The sequence below is a fragment of the Pseudoduganella sp. HUAS MS19 genome, from assembly GCF_053615455.1.
On record NZ_CM132133.1, the window covers coordinates 6,104,197 to 6,120,476 of the forward strand.

At 62.2% G+C, this 16,280-nt stretch carries 18 protein-coding genes; 9 read left to right on the forward strand and 9 right to left on the reverse strand.

The genetic code is table 11. The annotated features are described in order from the left end of the window. Positions 1-5 precede the first annotated feature (5 nt). Together recN and ACWBU6_RS28005 are read right to left on the reverse strand one after the other, a co-directional pair. Complete coding sequence (gene recN / locus ACWBU6_RS28000; protein ID WP_452646595.1) at positions 6-1,652, reverse strand: DNA repair protein RecN; 1,647 nt, start codon at positions 1,650-1,652, stop codon at positions 6-8. Further along, positions 1,652-2,551, reverse strand: a complete 900-nt coding sequence (locus ACWBU6_RS28005) for an NAD kinase (protein ID WP_452646596.1) — start codon at positions 2,549-2,551, stop codon at positions 1,652-1,654. The genes recN and ACWBU6_RS28005 overlap by 1 nt, the downstream gene beginning before the upstream one ends. A gap of 139 nt (positions 2,552-2,690) precedes the next feature. On the opposite strand from ACWBU6_RS28005, the gene ACWBU6_RS28010 reads away from it, so the two are divergent. The 4 genes from ACWBU6_RS28010 to ACWBU6_RS28025 all read left to right on the forward strand — a co-directional run bounded on the left by ACWBU6_RS28010 (position 2,691) and on the right by ACWBU6_RS28025 (position 4,622). Next, the gene (locus ACWBU6_RS28010; protein ID WP_452646597.1) at positions 2,691-3,068 is read left to right on the forward strand and encodes a VOC family protein; all 378 of its coding nucleotides are present in this window, start codon (positions 2,691-2,693) and stop codon (positions 3,066-3,068) included. 122 nt (positions 3,069-3,190) lie between these two features. Continuing rightward, positions 3,191-3,625, forward strand: coding sequence for a hypothetical protein (locus ACWBU6_RS28015; RefSeq protein ID WP_452646598.1), 435 nt, complete (start codon positions 3,191-3,193; stop codon positions 3,623-3,625). Next, positions 3,626-3,952 (forward strand): hypothetical protein, encoded by a 327-nt coding sequence (locus ACWBU6_RS28020; RefSeq protein WP_452646599.1) that lies wholly within the window; start codon positions 3,626-3,628, stop codon positions 3,950-3,952. After that, positions 3,945-4,622 carry an alpha/beta fold hydrolase gene (locus tag ACWBU6_RS28025; protein ID WP_452646600.1) on the forward strand — a complete coding sequence of 226 codons (678 nt, stop codon included), beginning with the start codon at positions 3,945-3,947 and terminating at the stop codon, positions 4,620-4,622. The genes ACWBU6_RS28020 and ACWBU6_RS28025 overlap by 8 nt, the downstream gene beginning before the upstream one ends. On the opposite strand, the gene ACWBU6_RS28030 is transcribed toward ACWBU6_RS28025, so the two are convergent. Then, positions 4,606-5,463 carry a DUF3667 domain-containing protein gene (locus tag ACWBU6_RS28030; RefSeq protein ID WP_452646601.1) on the reverse strand — a complete coding sequence of 286 codons (858 nt, stop codon included), beginning with the start codon at positions 5,461-5,463 and terminating at the stop codon, positions 4,606-4,608. The two genes, ACWBU6_RS28025 and ACWBU6_RS28030, sit on opposite strands and share 17 nt — an antisense overlap. A 48-nt stretch (positions 5,464-5,511) precedes the next feature. Beyond that, complete coding sequence (locus tag ACWBU6_RS28035) at positions 5,512-6,780, reverse strand: extracellular catalytic domain type 2 short-chain-length polyhydroxyalkanoate depolymerase (protein ID WP_452646602.1); 1,269 nt, start codon at positions 6,778-6,780, stop codon at positions 5,512-5,514. Between the two features lie 160 nt (positions 6,781-6,940). Here ACWBU6_RS28035 and ACWBU6_RS28040 point away from each other — a divergent pair, with 160 nt between their 5' ends. Genes ACWBU6_RS28040 through gloA form a run of 3 tightly spaced genes read left to right on the forward strand, consistent with a single transcriptional unit; the run spans position 6,941 to position 8,943 of the window. Next, positions 6,941-7,201, forward strand: a complete 261-nt coding sequence (locus ACWBU6_RS28040; protein WP_452646603.1) for a hypothetical protein — start codon at positions 6,941-6,943, stop codon at positions 7,199-7,201. A gap of 8 nt (positions 7,202-7,209) precedes the next feature. Continuing rightward, complete coding sequence (locus ACWBU6_RS28045) at positions 7,210-8,511, forward strand: PQQ-dependent sugar dehydrogenase (RefSeq protein WP_452646604.1); 1,302 nt, start codon at positions 7,210-7,212, stop codon at positions 8,509-8,511. Between the two features lie 21 nt (positions 8,512-8,532). Continuing rightward, a complete protein-coding gene (gloA, locus tag ACWBU6_RS28050) occupies positions 8,533-8,943 on the forward strand; it encodes a lactoylglutathione lyase (RefSeq protein WP_452646605.1) in 411 nt (136 codons plus the stop codon). Between the two features lie 47 nt (positions 8,944-8,990). Here the strand turns inward: gloA and ACWBU6_RS28055 are convergent, their stop codons facing one another. From ACWBU6_RS28055 to ACWBU6_RS28075, 5 genes are all read right to left on the reverse strand, one after another. Further along, positions 8,991-10,298 carry a TolC family outer membrane protein gene (locus ACWBU6_RS28055; RefSeq protein WP_452646606.1) on the reverse strand — a complete coding sequence of 436 codons (1,308 nt, stop codon included), beginning with the start codon at positions 10,296-10,298 and terminating at the stop codon, positions 8,991-8,993. Positions 10,299-10,348: 50 nt separating this feature from the next. After that, entirely contained in the window at positions 10,349-10,672 is a 324-nt protein-coding gene (locus tag ACWBU6_RS28060) for a rhodanese-like domain-containing protein (protein WP_452646607.1), read from the reverse strand. A gap of 10 nt (positions 10,673-10,682) precedes the next feature. Beyond that, positions 10,683-11,336 (reverse strand): protein-L-isoaspartate O-methyltransferase family protein, encoded by a 654-nt coding sequence (locus ACWBU6_RS28065; protein WP_452646608.1) that lies wholly within the window; start codon positions 11,334-11,336, stop codon positions 10,683-10,685. Between the two features lie 143 nt (positions 11,337-11,479). Next, positions 11,480-12,130, reverse strand: coding sequence for a TetR/AcrR family transcriptional regulator (locus tag ACWBU6_RS28070; protein WP_452646609.1), 651 nt, complete (start codon positions 12,128-12,130; stop codon positions 11,480-11,482). A gap of 662 nt (positions 12,131-12,792) precedes the next feature. After that, complete coding sequence (locus ACWBU6_RS28075; RefSeq protein ID WP_452646610.1) at positions 12,793-13,782, reverse strand: M28 family peptidase; 990 nt, start codon at positions 13,780-13,782, stop codon at positions 12,793-12,795. 269 nt (positions 13,783-14,051) lie between these two features. Here ACWBU6_RS28075 and ACWBU6_RS28080 point away from each other — a divergent pair, with 269 nt between their 5' ends. Beyond that, entirely contained in the window at positions 14,052-14,918 is an 867-nt protein-coding gene (locus ACWBU6_RS28080; protein WP_452646611.1) for a hypothetical protein, read from the forward strand. Positions 14,919-14,954: 36 nt separating this feature from the next. Then, positions 14,955-16,265 carry an NAD(P)/FAD-dependent oxidoreductase gene (locus ACWBU6_RS28085; RefSeq protein WP_452646612.1) on the forward strand — a complete coding sequence of 437 codons (1,311 nt, stop codon included), beginning with the start codon at positions 14,955-14,957 and terminating at the stop codon, positions 16,263-16,265. The last annotated feature ends 15 nt before the right edge of the window (positions 16,266-16,280 follow it).

Consider the following 16,280-nt stretch of genomic DNA (forward strand, 5'->3'; position numbering starts at 1 on the left):
CGCATTTAAGAAGCCAGGAGCTCGCGGGCGTGCTTGCGCGTGGTGGCGGTGATTTCCAGGCCGCCCAGCATGCGCGCCACTTCTTCGATGCGGGCCTTCTGGTCCAGCACTTCGATGCGCGAGGCAGTGCGGCCGTTGTCCGAAGTTCCCTTCGCGACCTGGAAGTGCTGGTTGCCCTGGCTGGCTACCTGCGGCAAGTGCGTCACGCACAGTACCTGGCGTTCCTGGCCCAGGCGCTTGAGCAAACGGCCGACGACTTCCGCCACACCGCCGCCGATGCCGCTATCGACTTCATCAAAGATCAGCGTCGGCACCGTCGTGGCGTGCGAGGTGATCACAGAGATCGCCAGCGAGATACGCGCCAACTCGCCGCCGGAAGCGACTTTGGCCAGCGGGCGTGGCGCCACGCCAGCGTGGCCAGCCACGAGAAATTCCACTTGCTCCACGCCGTAGGCAGTTGGCTCGCACGGTCGCAGTGCGATCTCGAAGCGGCCACCGGACATGCTCAATTCCTGCATGCCTTGCGTGACGGCTGCGCCCAGCGCTTGCGCGGCGGCGGTACGCGTTGCCGACAGCTCCGCAGCCAAGGCGAGATAGGTGGCCTTCAGCTTTTCTTCCTGCTTGCGCAAGCCCTCAAGGTCCGCTGCATCGGCCAGCTGCGCGAGCTTTTCCGACAGACGCTCATGCTCGTCCGGCAGTTCATCGGCCAGCACGCGGAATTTGCGCGAGGCGGAGTGCAGCGCTTCCATGCGCGCGTCGACCTGGCGCAGGCGTTCGGGGTCGAGCTCTACCCGGTCCATGTAATTATTCAGCGCATATACGGATTCCTGCAACTGGATGCGTGCCGACTCAAGCAGGTCGATCACAGGCTGCAGTTCGGCATCGACAGACACCAGCTTGCCGAGCCGCGTCGCAATTGTGGTGACCTGCGACAGCACCGGATGGTCTTCTGCCTCCGACAGAACGCCAAGCGCCTCCTGCGCGCCTTCCAGCAGGCTGGCCGCGTGCGACAAGCGCGAATGCTCGTTGCCGATTTCCGCCCACTCGCCTTTCTTGGGCGCCAGCTTGTCCAGTTCCGTCACCTGCCACTCCAGGCGTTCGCGCTCGAACTGCAGGTTGGCCGCGTTGGCTTCGTATTCTTCCAGTTGCTTAGACAAGGCACGCCAGGCGCGGTATGCCGCAGTCACTTCGCGTACGTTGGCGCCGCTCTGGTTATCCAGCAGCTCGCGCTGCGAGTCGGTCTTCAGCAGCGACTGGTGCGCGTGCTGGCCATGGATATCGACCAGCATATCGCCCAGCTCCCGCAACTGGCCCGCCGTGGCGGCCACGCCGTTGATGAAGGCCTTCGAGCGACCCGCGTTATCGATCACGCGCCGCAGCAGCGCCCCGCCCTCCTCTACCGCAAACTCGTTGGCCTGCAGCCAAGCCTGCGCCTGTTCGGTCAGCGCGAAGTCGGCGGTGATGTCGGCCTTGGCGGCGCCTTCGCGCACCATACTGCCGTCGCCCCGGCCGCCCAGCGCCAGCGTCAGTGCATCAATCAGGATGGATTTACCGGCACCGGTTTCGCCGGTGAAGACTGTGAAGCCAGGGGAAAATTCAAGCTCAATCGAATCGACAATAACGAAATCGCGGATGGACAGGGTTCGAAGCATCAGATTTTGCCGTCAGTAGAGGGGTATTCGTTCCAGTGCAGCTTTTCGCGCAGGGTGTTGTAGTAGCTCCAGCCTTCCGGGTGCAGGAAGGTGATGGTGTTGGGCGACAGGCGGATATGAATCCGGTCGCCGTTTGCCAGGCTGGCGAAGGTCTGCATGTCAAAGTTCACGGTGATGTCCTTGCCGCGCTTGATCTCGATCACGATCTCGCTGGAGTCCGGCAGCACGATCGGGCGGTTCGACAGCGCGTGCGGTGCAATCGGCACCATCACGATGCCGCCCAGGGTCGGATGCAGCAGCGGGCCCCCTGCCGACAGCGCGTAAGCGGTGGAGCCGGTCGGGGTGGAGATGATCAGGCCGTCAGAACGCTGGTTGTACATGAACTGGTTGTCGACATCGACGCTCAGTTCCACCATGCCGGCGCCGGCGCCGCGCGATACCACCACGTCGTTGACGGCGGTGCCGAAGAAGATCGCCTTCCCTTCGCGCATGACGCGGCCTTCGAGCAAGGTGCGGCGTTCGGCCTTGTGCGTGCCACCGAGGATGCGGCCAAGCACGGGCAGCATGTCTTCCTGGCGGATGTCGGTCATGAAACCGAGGCGGCCCTGGTTGATGCCGATCAGCGGCGTGTCGTAGGAGGCGAGCTGGCGTGCGATGCCCAGCATGGTGCCGTCGCCGCCCATTACCACCACGGCGTCGGCCCGCTCGCCGATGCCCTGTACGCTCATCGAGGGGATATCCGCGATCGCGAGGTGTTCGGCCGTGTCAGCCTCCAGCACCACGCTGTAACCGCCTTGCTTCAGGAAGTCCAGCACATCGCGCACCGGCTCTTCGATGCCGGTGGTATTCGGGCGGACAACCAGGGCAATCGTGTTGTACATCGGATGCGTAACGGACATATCAATCTCGGTCAAAATATGGGGGTGGCAACACGCAGCAGAGTAACCCATAATGCTTGCTCATGCCATGCATTGCGACGCTGGCCGATACGCGAATAAATACTGTATGTTTGCACAGTATATAACAAGGGGGACTGGTATGGCAAAAGCATTGGGCATTGGCGGGATTTTCTTCAAGTCCAAGGACCCGGTTGCGCTGATGGCCTGGTACCAGGCCTGCCTGGGTTTGCCGGACCAGGCCAAGGAATATGCCTCGTTTGCTCCTGCCACCATGCCGTCGAACGGCGCCACGGTGTTCAGTCCTTTCAAGAGCACGACTTCCTACTTCGCCCCGTCCAAGCGCGACTTCATGATCAATTTCATTGTGGATGACCTGGACGGCGCGCTGAAGCAGGTGGCCGATGGCGGCGGCACGCTGGTGGGCGATGCCCAGTCGTTCGACTACGGCCGCTTTGGCTGGTTTATCGATCCGGACGGGAATAAGGTCGAGCTGTGGCAGCCGACTGCTGCGGAGTGAGGCACCGGGCGCGGGCCGCATCGCGGGTGCTGATCCATCTCAACAGCGGGCGAGCGAAGGCTTTCCGGGTGGCAAGGTTGATGTAAAATTCAACCATTAATGCCCGTCCTTCTCGCCACGCCATGGATTCCGTATCAGAAGCCCAATTCGAACTTGACCAGATGCGCCAGCAGGCCAAGCGGCAGTTGCTTGGCACGGTGGTTCTGGGCGTCATGGCTGGCTTGCTGGCGTTTGTCGGCCAGAGCGCTCTGGGTCATGCGCGGCCCCTGCTGGAGGGTTCGTTCGGGTCTTGGCAATCGTTCTACACCTTCGTGCTTTGGGCACTGGCGATTGCCTGGGTGGTGGCGCTGGGTCAGCAAGCCATTCACTTCCAGAACATCAGCGAGCGCTTCGAGTCGCAACGCCGTCTCGACACCGTCTACGCCGAGCGCGCCGCCAAGGCGCAAGCCGCCGAAGCAGAGCGCCAGCGCCAACGTGCCGAAACCGAAGCCCGCCAGGCTGCTGAACGCACCCGGCGCGCCGGCAAAAATGTCCGCAGCACCAAGTTCGACTACTAAATGCAAGCGCTGAAAAAGGCCGTGAAAGCTGTACTGCCTCCCCTGGCAGCAGTTTTCATAATGGCGCTGTTAATTGAAACGCGCCTGGCCATCGCCGCCTTCCTCGTGACATTCTTCATCGGCCTGGCGATCGCCGGGCCATCAAGATGGCTGGCCTGGTCCGTGGTATTTGCGGCTGCCAACATCTGCGCCATGGTTGTCCTGCATTTCCTCGCCAAACTGTCGATTGATGGAATTCTGGCGGGGCTCCTTGGGTTTGGCCTTCTACCGCTGACGCCCGCCTTTTTCCTCTGGCTGGCCAGCTTGCTTCGCAGGCGTCATGCTTAAGCCAGTCCTTGTACTGTTGCCTGGCATGGACGGTACCGGCGAGCTGTTTGAGCCCTTCATCGCGGCACTTGGCGATGAATTTGAGGTACGGGTAGTGCGCTATCCGGGCGATCACTGTGGAGGATACGACGTGCTGGAGGAAATCGCGCGAGCCTCGATCCCAGGCGACCGGCCCTATGTCATGCTGGGAGAATCCTTCTCTGGGCCGATTGCCATTTCAATTGCTGCGGCTTCCCCTGGCCAGTTGCAAGGGCTGGTGTTGTGCTGCACGTTCGCGCGAAACCCAAGGCCGGCGTTGGCGGCGCTAAAGCGCTTCGCCGGAACTCTGCCGCTCAAGATGCTGCCAGCCGGCTGGCTGGTGCCGCCCCAAATGCGTGCGGCCTTCAAGCGAACGCTCGACCAGGTGACTACGCCAGCACTGCGGGCGCGCATGCGCGCGGTGCTTTCCGTCGATGTTTGCGCGCGCCTGGCGGCCTGCGAAGTCCCGGTCCTGTACTTGCGCGCGGCGCGCGACCGGCTGGTTCCACGCGCTGCGGCCGAATTGATCGCAGACATCCAGCCGGCGGGCAGGACCGTTGAATTCGATACGCCGCACTTCCTGCTGCAAACGGCGCCCGAGCAGGCCGCGCGGGAAGTCGCGGCCTTTGCGCGGCTTAATGGGCGGAGATAATCCCCAGCCCCATCACGCCCAGGATGGCGATGGCCAGCGAAACGCCATGCAATACGCCCAGCAGCAGCCAGCGCCAGAACGTGCCCCACTTCCCCTTCCGATAGACACGCTGCATCGCCCACGGCAGGTAGCCGGCCACCCAGCACAGGGTCACAAACTTCAGGAAGCCATCTGGCAGGAAGATGAACACGCCAAGCATCACGAACGCAAATGCATTGGTGTGCAGCGCGAACAGCATATGCTCGCCGTATTTCTTGCCGGTGCCGAGGTAGAGCAACTTGAGCCATAACGCAAAGATCGGCATCAGCAGGAAAATCGCATAGGGCGCGTACTTATAGAAGCCCGCCTGCATCACAGCGCTCTTCGCGCGGTCATCCATCTTGTCGAAGCGCTCGATGGCGTGGGAGATGCCGGGCGTCTGCTTTTCCAGCACCTGCTGCAGCCTTTCGTTGACAATGGCAGGCTGTTCCTTCGCCGGCACGACCTGCTGCGTCGCCCCAGGCGGCAATGGGCGGGGGTCAACCGTAGCAACGCCGGCATCGCTGAACTTCAGCACCGCGAAAAAGATGATGCTCAGCGAGAGGTACAGGCGCAACGGCTCGACATAGCGCTTGCGGCGTCCGGCCAGGTACTCGGCGGTCAGCAGGCCGGGGCGGAACAGCAGGCGCGAAATAGTCCCCCACAAGCGTCCTTCCAGGGCAACGTAGTGGCCAATGAATTCATGCATGAACTCGCTGAAGCTGGGTGCGTGCAGGTGCGTCTCCTGCCCGCACATATGGCAGTAGTTGCCGGTCGTGTTCGCGCCGCAGTTGCGGCACTGGGAGGCGGTTGTGGTTTCCATTCCTGCAATGCTACAGATTTCCAGCAAGAATTGCACCTTGCCCCACCGCTAAGCCGGGGGCGGCGGACAGGCGGCCACCTTCGTGAAGACGCCCGGCGGGGATTCCTGCAGCGTCGCTTCCGCGCCCGCATCCATGCCCAGGTAATCACCCGAACCGGCGGCAAAGTACCACCAGAAGAACAGCGAACTGGCACGTCCCGCCGCAACATGCTTGCCGACGGTTTCCTTGCCGCAGTAACCGGGAGGCGGCGGTGGCGTCGCCATGCCCGCCAGGCGGTTGACCATCAGCCCGACTGCCGCCATCTGCCGCCCGCTCTTGACCGCGTAGTCGGCATCGCCATATCCCCACCAGTCCCAGCAGCCATTCGGGTTCGAGCGCGGCAGGCGCGTGCCGCTATTCATGGCGTTGGCCTGCGGATACAACACCACGATATGGTTGGCATCGGCCCAGGCGTTGTAGCCGCTGTGGCGTGCGAAGGTATCGCCGAACTTGCCGCCCGGGCCGGTGGCCAGTGGCGCATCCGGATACTGTTTGCAGCCGTGGAACACGACATGCAGCCGGCAACCGCCGTTTTGCGCGCAGAAAGCCGGTACATATACCCAGCCGTTGGCCGACATGCCATGGGCCGTCGGATTGGCCAGGAACTGGCCTTGATCGAACGACAGCAACTGTCCCGTCAAGGTGCCCGTATTCTTCGGATTGAGGCTGCCATAGATCCACTCGAGCAACTGGCCCGCCCCGTCGAAGTCGCAGTCGTTGATGAAGGGATCGCCGCGGAACGCGCAGGCATTGCCAAACGAATCGGTCGGCATCGCATGCTGGGCCGGGATGCTGCGTTCCAGGGCGATATTGGCGCTGGGGACATAGTTCTTGTAGTAGCTGTCCAGCGCCTGCATGACGGACGGTGGCACCACATTGTCCGCGCTGCCGGCAAACAGCCAGACGCGCGCCGCGGCCAGGTTGCTGGTGGGATCGATCAGGTTCTGGCTGGCGCGCTGGTCGGTAATCTGTACCAGGCGCGGGATAAACTGCGCGGCCTGGTCCGGCCTGCAGGTCAACAAACCGGTACAGCTGCAAATAGCGGTTGCCGTCTCCTGGCTGTCCTGCGCGCAATAGTACGGGCCTCCCGCCACGATCCCGGCCCCCTTGACGAAGGATGAATTGGCGACATGGAATTGCACCGCCATGTAGGCGCCGGAAGACAGCCCCGACACCGAAGTCTGGTCGCGTTTGATGTCGAGCTTGGGCAGCGCAGCTGCCTGAACTTGCAGCGCCGCTGCGGCGCATAGCGTCATGAATGCCTTTGCCAGTTGCATGGAAGTCTCCCTTACGTGTTGGGAACGGTGGTCCAACATAACGCAAAAGCAAGTGCGCCAAGCTCTCCCTTTCTCACCTTCAAGCCAGGAAGTTGCGCTACGTCAAACTGGCGACCGCAGGCACCTGGCTTCGCTACCATGGGCCAAGGAGGACGACACCATGGAACCGAACAGCAAGGACCGCAAGGTCAATACGCAGGAGCCCGTGGACCGCAGCGGCGGCAAGCGCCTGCCGCACGAGCGCGACGAATCGCCGCAGGGCGCGACCCAGCAAAAGACGCGCAGCGTGATCCGCCAGGCCGCGCAGGACATCGAGCAAGGCCTGGTCGACACCGACCTGCACGGCAAGCCCGGCCTGCAAAAGCCGCAAGGCGGCAGCGCGTCGCAGGCCAATCCCCTGCCCGGCACCAAACGCGATTGAGGCCAGGCATGCGAACCGCCATCCTTTCCCTCGCGGCCTGTATCGCCGCCGGCGCCGCGCTGGCGCAAAGCTATCCGGCGGGCTGGGGCCCCAATCCGAGCCTGCCGGAACCGAACAAGAAGCTGATCCCGACCATCAACGTGGCGCCGGTCGAACGCTGGCAGGGCGACGACAAGCCGCTGCCGGCCGCCGGCTTCAGCGTCAGCGCCTATGCGCGCGACCTGGACCACCCGCGCTGGCTGTACGTGCTGCCGAATGGCGACGTGCTGGTCGCCGAGTCGGCAGCGCCGCCCAAGCCTGAAGACAGCAAGGGCATCAAGGGTGCGATCATGAAGCACCAGATGAAGAAGGCCGGCTCGGTCACGCCATCGGCCAACCGGATTACGCTGCTGCGCGATATCGACGAGCGCGGCGTGGCGAAAACGCGCGGCACCTTCATCAAGGACCTCAACTCGCCATTCGGCATGGTGCTGGTCGACAAGGACCTGTACGTCGCCAACACCGACGCGGTGGTGCGTTTCCCCTATACCGAGGGCGCAACTTCAATCGGCGCGGCCGGCATCAAGGTGCTGGACCTGCCGGCCGGCCCGCTCAACCACCACTGGACCAAGAACATCACGGCCAGCCCCGATGGCCGCTTCCTGTACGTCACGGTGGGCTCGAACAGCAATGTCGCCGAAAACGGCATGGACAAGGAAGAAGGCCGCGCTGCCATCTGGGAATACGAGCGCGCCACCGGCAAATCGCGCCTGTTTGCGACAGGGCTGCGCAATCCCAACGGCATGGCCTGGGAGCCCAGGACCAAAGTGCTGTGGACCGTGGTGAATGAACGCGATGAACTGGGCGAGGACCTGGTGCCGGACTACCTGACCTCGGTGAAGGACGGCGCCTTCTACGGCTGGCCTTACAGCTACTTTGGCCAGCGTGTCGACGCGCGCGTCAAGCCGCCGCGCCCGGACCTGGTGACGAAGGCGGTGATGCCCGATTACGCGATCGGCGGGCACACGGCCTCGCTCGGCCTCGCCTTCTACGACGCCAAGCTGTTCCCCGCGAGCTGGCAAGGCGGCGCCTTCATCGGCCAGCACGGCTCATGGAACCGCAAGCAGTTCAGCGGCTACAAGGTGGCCTTTGTGCCGTTTGCCGAGGGACGCCCGTCCGGGCCGCCGGTGGACTTCCTGTCCGGCTTCCTGACGCGCGACGGCAAGGCCAAGGGGCGGCCGGTCGGCGTGGCGGTGGATAAAACGGGCGCCCTGCTGGTGGCGGACGACGTGGGCAACGTGGTGTGGCGGGTGGTGCCGGCGAGAGAGTGAGAAAACCAATACAATGTCGCCATGCGAATCCTACACACGATGCTGCGGGTTGGTGACCTGCAGCGATCCATCGACTTCTACACCAAGGTGCTGGGCATGCAACTTCTGCGCACCAGCGACAATCCCGAATACAAGTACACGCTGGCCTTCCTCGGCTACGGGCACAACCCGGAACATGCGGAGCTGGAGCTGACCTACAACTACGGCGTCGAGAAATACGATATGGGCAATGCCTACGGCCATATCGCCATTTCCGCCACCGACATCGTGGCTGCCTGCGAGGCCGTGCGCGCCAATGGCGGCAACGTCACGCGCGAGCCGGGCCCGGTCAAGGGCGGCAGCACCGTGATTGCTTTTGTCACCGACCCGGACGGGTACAAGATCGAACTGATCGAACGCAGTTTCGACGGCCAGGGAGCCGGACTGCGCTGAGGGGAGTTTGCCGCAGCGCCGGAGCGGCGCCGCGGCGGTTCAGAGGCTTAGTGCTGCAGCAGGGCGTTGATCGGCTCCAGGTCTTCCTCCTTGAGCGAACCGGCCGCCGACTTCAGGCGCAGGCCATTCATGATGGTGTCGTAACGCGCCTTCGACAGGTCCTTCTGCGTGGTGTACAACTGGCGCTGAGCATTTAGCACGTCGATGTTGATACGCACGCCCACCTGGTAACCCAGCTTGTTCGATTCCAGCGCCGACTTGGACGACACTTCGGCCGCTTCCAGCGCCTTGACCTGGGCCAGGCCGCTGTTCACGCCGAGGAAGGCCTGGCGCGCCGTCTGCGCAGCCTGGCGGCGCGAAGACTCGAGATCGTTGCGGGCCTTGTCTTCCAGTGCGATCGATTCGCGCACCTTGCTGGTGACGGCGAAGCCGTTGAAGATCGGTACGCTCCAGGTCACGCCGATGGCGTTGTTATTGGCCTGCGAAATGCCGGACACCGAATTGCGGGACTTCTGCGCCACCAGGTCCAGCGTCGGCATATGGCCAGCACGCTGCTTGCTGATTTCACGCTTGGCGATTTCTACGTTCAGCTTGGCGCCGGCCACGCCATAGTTCTGCTCTTCCGCCGCCGCCACCCATGGCTCCAGCGTTGCCGGCTGCGGGCTGGCGATGGTCACGCCGGTGCGCAGCGGCGCCAGCGTACCAGGCGCCTGGCCGATGATCTGCTGCAGCGCGGTGCGCTTCACTTCCAGGTCGTTCTGCGCAGCGAATTCCTGCGCCACCACCAAGTCGTACGCCGCTTGTGCTTCGTGCGTGTCGGTGATGGTCTGGGTGCCCACTTCAAAGTTGCGCTTGGCCGATGCCAGCTGTTCGGTGGTAGCGGCCTTCTGCGCCTGGGTCGCGGTCAGGTTGTCCTGCGCGGTCAGCACGTCGAAGTAGGCCTGCGACACGCGCAGGATCACGTCCTGCTGCGCTTGTGCAAACACGGCTTCCGCGGCGGCGGCGGACAGCTTGCTCTGCTGGTAGTTCTCCCAGTTGGCCCAGCGGAACAGGGGCTGGGTCAGTTGCAGCTGCATCTGGTGGTTGTAGTTTTCCACGTCACCCGAGGTGCGTTTGATGCGGTCCGTCGCATCACCATCGTTTTTCGTAACGCTGCCGCTAAGGCCGACAGTTGGCAGCAATTGCGAACGTCCCTGCACCGTGCGTTCCTGGCCGGCCGACAGCGCAGCACGGGCGCTGGCGTAGGTGGCGTCGTTGGCAAGCGCCTGTTTGTACACCTGGACCAGGTCGGCCGCTTGCGCATTCAGCGAGAACAGGGCGCTGGATACCAGCACGGCGAGGAGGGGTTTCTGCATTTGCATCTCCGTTGGAGTCGTCAAAAAGGATTAGTTTTCGTGCCTAGTACCTAGTACTGCGGCATTGCGCTGTCTACCTGCACAGCCCAGGCGTGGATCCCGCCTGTCAGATTGCTTACCTTGCTGAAACCGTGATGCTCAAGGAAGGCTGCCACGTTGAGGCTGCGCGCCCCGTGGTGGCAGATGCAGACGATTTCTGCATCCTCGTCGAGATCGTCGATGCGGGCCGGGATGGTCTGCATCGGCATCAGGGTCGAGCCTGCGATATGGCAGGTCTCGTATTCCCAGTTCTCGCGCACGTCCAGCAGGAACGGCTTGGCGCGGCCCTCGTCATTGAGCCAGCCAGCCAGTTCCGGTGCGGTCAAATGCTGCATTGGCGTTCCCTCAGAAAGTGAACGCCGAAGGTTTCACCGCCAGGTCGAGCGGCTTGACATCGGTCTCAAACAGTTTCACGGTGTCGTAACCGTGGTCGCCGGTGCGGGTGATGCGGTGCGCGGACATCACAGGCGAGTCGCCGATGATGGCCATGATGCGGCCGCCTACCTTCACTTGCTGCAGCACCGCTTCCGGCAGTACCGGCAGCGAGCCGGAGAACACGATCACGTCGAACGGCGCGCCGTTGGCCCAGCCCTGGGCGCCGTTGCCCAGTTCCACGGTCACGTTGGCAACGCCGTTTGCCGCCAGGTTCTTTTCCGCCAGCGCCTTCATTTCAGGGGCGATTTCGACGGCGGTCACGTGGCGGGCACGGTGCGCCAGCAGCGCGGCCAGGTAGCCGGTGCCCGCGCCAACCAGCAGCACGTTTTCATGTTTCTTGATTTGCGCGTCCTGCGTGATGCGCGCTTCCAGCTTCGGGGTCAGCATATGCTCGCCACCCGGCAGCGGGATGAAAGTGTCGACAAAAGCCAGGTTCTTGTAGGCTTCTGGCACGAAATTCTCGCGTTTTACGACCAGCAAGAGATCGAGGATGTCCGTATCCAGCACATCCCAAGGGCGGATTTGCTGTTCGATCATATTGAAACGGGCTTGTTCGATATTCATCTTTGTTGACTCGGTGAGGGATAAATAATCCGTCATTTTATCGTTTGTCTGGTCAGGTGGGCATATTAACGATTAAGACAACGGATCGCGGGAAATTGCGACAGTCTGCAGATTTAGGGGGGTGAACGACCAAAAACGGCAATTTAAGCTGGATTTTGCGGGGCCAGTCCCTGCTGCACCAGGCCAAGGAAGGACTCCATGAAAGCGTCGGCATCGACGCCTTCGTGGGTTTCGCAGGGGAAGAAGCTGTGCTTCCACATCATCAAGGTCAGCACCGGGGCGATCAGTACATTGGTCATCATCGCCGGATCGAGCGGGCGGAATTCGCCGCGCGCCACGCCGCGCTCCAGGATGCGGGTCAGCAACGCGCTGCCGCGCTCGATGACTTCCTCGTTATAGAAGCGGGCCAGTTCGGGAAAATTGCCCGATTCGGCCATCATCAGCTTGGTCAGGCCGGCCGCCTTGGTGGCGCCGACCTGGGTCCACCAGCGGCGCAGCATCTGGCGCAGCAGTTCGTCGCTGGGCGTGTCGTGGGCGGCGGCGGCATCGCTTTCCGCCTGGCCGATGGTCTGCACGATGGTTTCGCGCACCACGGCCTTAAACAGTTCCTGCTTGTTTTCGAAATACAGGTAGAGCGTACCCTTGGACACGCCGGCGGCGCGCGCCACGTCCTCCAGGCGGGTGGCGGCAAATCCACGATCGACGAACAGCTCCAGCGCGGCCGCCAGCAGTTCCTGCGGACGCGCGTCCTTGCGCCGCTCCCAGCGGGGCTTGGTATCAGTCGGGGCTTGCATACTAAATAAAAGTTGATTCCAGGTAACTTACTCGTGAGTCATTAATAGTAGTTGCCCGGCTTCCGGTCGTCAAGTTCCGAGCTACCTGAGCGATATGAACATCCTTCGGCGGCGTCTGCCAAGAGCCGCCCCTTACCTCATCCAGCGGTCAGACCATGCTCGGGAATGCTATATTGCAGGACTCGGACGACCTAGAGAACGCGCTAAGGACTGCACTGTCCGACTACAAAGCATCCCAGCGCGGATGATCAGCCGCTGTGCTTCGCTATTCACCGGGCTAGCTCCGCGCAAGTTGATGAAGGCCAGAAGCTGCCCGCCAGAGGAAAAATTCAACCTGAGAGATCTATGTTGGCTGTTAGAGACTTTGTCCGCAACTATTCCCCTGAAGCAGAACATCAGATCGCCTTTGCCTGGAACGGCAAGCATGCGGACGCATTCATCGATTCAAATATGCAGTTTCGTAGGGATCACGCTGTCCAAACATAGGTGCCAGGAGCTCCTTGACCAATGCAAAGCTATTGCAGCGATGGCAGATGGAACCGAAAAGCAGTGGGCTATGCTCGCCGAGCGCTCTGCGTTTCCCCTTACGAAGTGAGGTAGACATGCCGGCCTGCAGTTGAAGGGATCGTACTTGTGCGTGGCCGTGCGCGAATATGGCGGGATTACAGCTTTCCTTTCGCCACCGCGTATACCGCCTGCACCACCATCGCCATGCGCTGGTAATCGAGCTTGTCAAACGTGTCGCCGGCGCGGTGATAGTTCGGATTGCGCATGAACGCCGTGTCGGTCACCATCAGCGCCGGAAAGCCCTGCGCCCAATAGCTGCGATGATCCGAAAAATCGACTCCCTGCACTGCGCTGGGTGCGTTGAGTGAATAGACCGGCAGCGCCGACGCCCCCGACATGAGCCCCTTCACCGCACGGCTCAGGCCAAAGTCGCCGAATTGCCCCACCAGCGCAATGAAATTGCCGCGATCCGGATAGCCGAGTTTCAGCGCGGCCAGCGGGTAGGCCTGGCTGCCCGGACTGTCGCTAAAGTAGCCGATCGTCTCCAGTGACAGCATCAACTCCACGTCACGGCCCGCAGACTTCAAGCTGCGGGCATGCCAGGCGCTGCCCATATGGGGTGAGCGAAAGTACGGCGGCTCTTCCAGCGTATATGCCACCAATTCAACCGGGCGCGCCGGCCCGGACTTGCCCAACAGGTGCGCCAATTCCAGTAAGCCTGCAATGCCGCTGGCATTGTCGTCGGCCCCTCGCGTCACACCGTGGCTGTCGTAATGTGCGCCAATCACCAGCAGGCGCCCGCTCGCCGGACCAAAGCGCCCGATGACGTTCTTATAGTGCTTGCCTTCCACCAGCACATCCTGGATCGACACCTGGCCACCGGCGTTCTTGAATTGCTCGGCGATGTATGCCGCTGTTCGCTGCAGATTTGCAGGGTGCTCGAACGAGCGCGGATAAAAGTCGACTGACAGTTTCCTGACGTGGGTTTCGAGCATGGCAGGATCGGCCGGTGGCGGCGTTGATGGCACAGCAGGCACCCAGGGTTGGCAGGCCAATGCCACCAACACCAGCAAGGCTGCAGCGATAACGGCCAGGGATGCGATCAGGGGGCGAGCCCTGCGCACGGGCGACTGCGAAAAATCCATTCCTGTTCCTTGCTATCGAATCGGAGAGCGCAGTATGCCATGCGCCAGTGCACACCATGGGATCACACAGTGCACGCCGATAAGAGAATTCCTAAGCCGATAGGACGATTCGCACAACCTTTCCGTTTGCAACCATTCGTCCTGCAAGTACTAGCCCGGGTGGGCTATGGTGGCCACGATCCTGTTTTGTCACCATATCCTCGATTTCAAAAAAACGATGCCGCGCCTCGCGCGCGGCCGGTGACAACGAACCAAAACAGGACCAACTTATGAAACTCCAACTTACCGCCATCGCAATCGCCTTGCTGGCAACCACCCTGCACGTGCAGGCACACGAAGACGAGGAAGCATCCGTCAAGTTCAAGCCAGGCATGCGCTACGGCGACAGCGCCTCGATGGGCAACGGTCGCTTCACCGCGTATACCAAGACCAGCCCGAAGGGCAAGCCGGAAGCCGTCGGCGTCGAATTCCACGAATCGACCTTGAAGAACCTCCCGCACCATCCGCTCAACGACGGCAAGACCTGCCTCGACCTGAACCGCGACGACAAGATCGACGATCATGACGAGTGTGTTGGCGGCCACTCGCGCACGCTCTACTTCGATGCCAACCCGAGCCAGTTCAAGAACATCACCATCAACTGGGAAGCGCATGGCCACGTGCCGGACCAGGTGTATGACCGCCCGCACTTCGACTTCCACTTCTACACCATTCCCGACACCGAACGGCTGGCCGTGTTCACCGGCGACTGCCCGGGCCTGACCAATTGCGCCGTCGAGGCCAAAGCCAAGAATCCGGTTCCGCCGCAGTACGTCCACCCGGACATGTTCAACACCAACCTGGTGTATGCGCACATGGGCAACCACTACGCCGATTCCACCGCGCCGGAGTTCAATGGCGGCACCTTCACCCATACCTTTATCCTCGGCACCTTCGACGGCCGCATCACCTTCTACGAGCCAATGATGAGCAAGGATTATCTCGACTCCAAGCCGGACGATTGTGCGCCGGTCAAGCAGCCGGCTGCGGTGCAAACCGATGGCTGGTATCCAACCCAGTACTGCACCCGCTATAACGAGAAAAACAAGACTTACCGCGTCTCCTTCGAAGCCTTCAGCTACCGCAAAGCCAGCTGAATCCTGCCAGCTAATTTCACTTACTGAGGAATCACCATGGAACAGTTCGATGCAATCGTCGTGGGCGGCAGCGTGTCCGGCGCCCCAACCGCCACCTGGCTGGCCCGCAAAGGATACAAGGTACTGATGGTCGAGCGCGACACCTTCCCGCGCGACACCAACTCGACCCACTTCATCTGGCCGCGCGGCATGTCCTACCTGAACCGCCTGGGCGTGGCCGGCAAGGTGCTGGAGCAGACTCCCAGCTTCAAGCAGCTGGAAGTCTCGATCGAGGGCATCAGCCTACACGGCGGCGTGCCGATCCAAGCGGTCCGCGACCGCTTCATCCAGCTGCATGGCAGCGACCATGGCGTGGTCGACTACTACTCGGGCCCGCGCCGCTTCTACCTGGACAAGGTGCTGATGGACGAAGCCCGTGCTTCCGGCGTCGATGTGCGCGAAGCCACCACCGTGCAGTCGCTGATCATCGAAGATGGCCAGGTGGTCGGCGTGCGCGGCAGCGGCCCGGAAGGCGCCCTGCTGGCGCGTGCGCGCGTGGTGGTTGGCGCCGATGGCCGCATGTCGCAGTTTGCCGGCATGGTCGGCGCCGAGAAAACCGTAGTGCGCGAGAAGTCGACCTTCGCCTACTACGGCTATTTCAGCGGCATCGACAAGCCTGAACTGTGCATCCACAAGCGCGGCCGCTTCGGCACCGCCATCTTCCCGACCATGGAAGAGCGCCACCTGGTGCTGGTATACGGGCCGACTGCATGGTGGAGTGACTTCAGCAAGGATGCGGAAGCGAACTTCCACAAGACCTACCGCTACGTGGCGCCGGAAGTGGCCGACCTGGTCGCCAAGGGCAAGCGCGTGGAAGAATTCAAGGCCATGGGCCGCATGGTGGCCTATCACCGCCAGACCTATGGCAAAGGCTGGGTGCTGGTGGGCGACGCCTGCAGCTTCAAGGACCAGTGGACCGCGATGGGCATCACCCATTCCCTGCGCGACGCCGAACTGGTGACAGGCTACCTGGACCGCGTACTGAAAGGCGAAGTGTCGTTCGAGGAAGCGATGGCCGAATACCACGAGGTGCGCCTGGCCGACTACGAGGATTACTGGGGCTTCGTGTGCGACGGCGCCGAATGCAACCCGTACACCCGCGAACACCTGGAATTTTTCCATGCGATCCAGGCCGACCAGTCCAAGGTCGACCACTTCATGGGCCAGGTCGGCGACACCATTCCGTTCTCGCGCGCGATCGCGCTCGATGGCGAACCTCGTGCGCTGCCTGACTTCATCAAGAACTACGACCCCGAGGCGCTGGACTACTTCGCCAACCTGTATCAGGAAGTGAAAGCCGCAGCGTAATCCGCTATTCCCTCC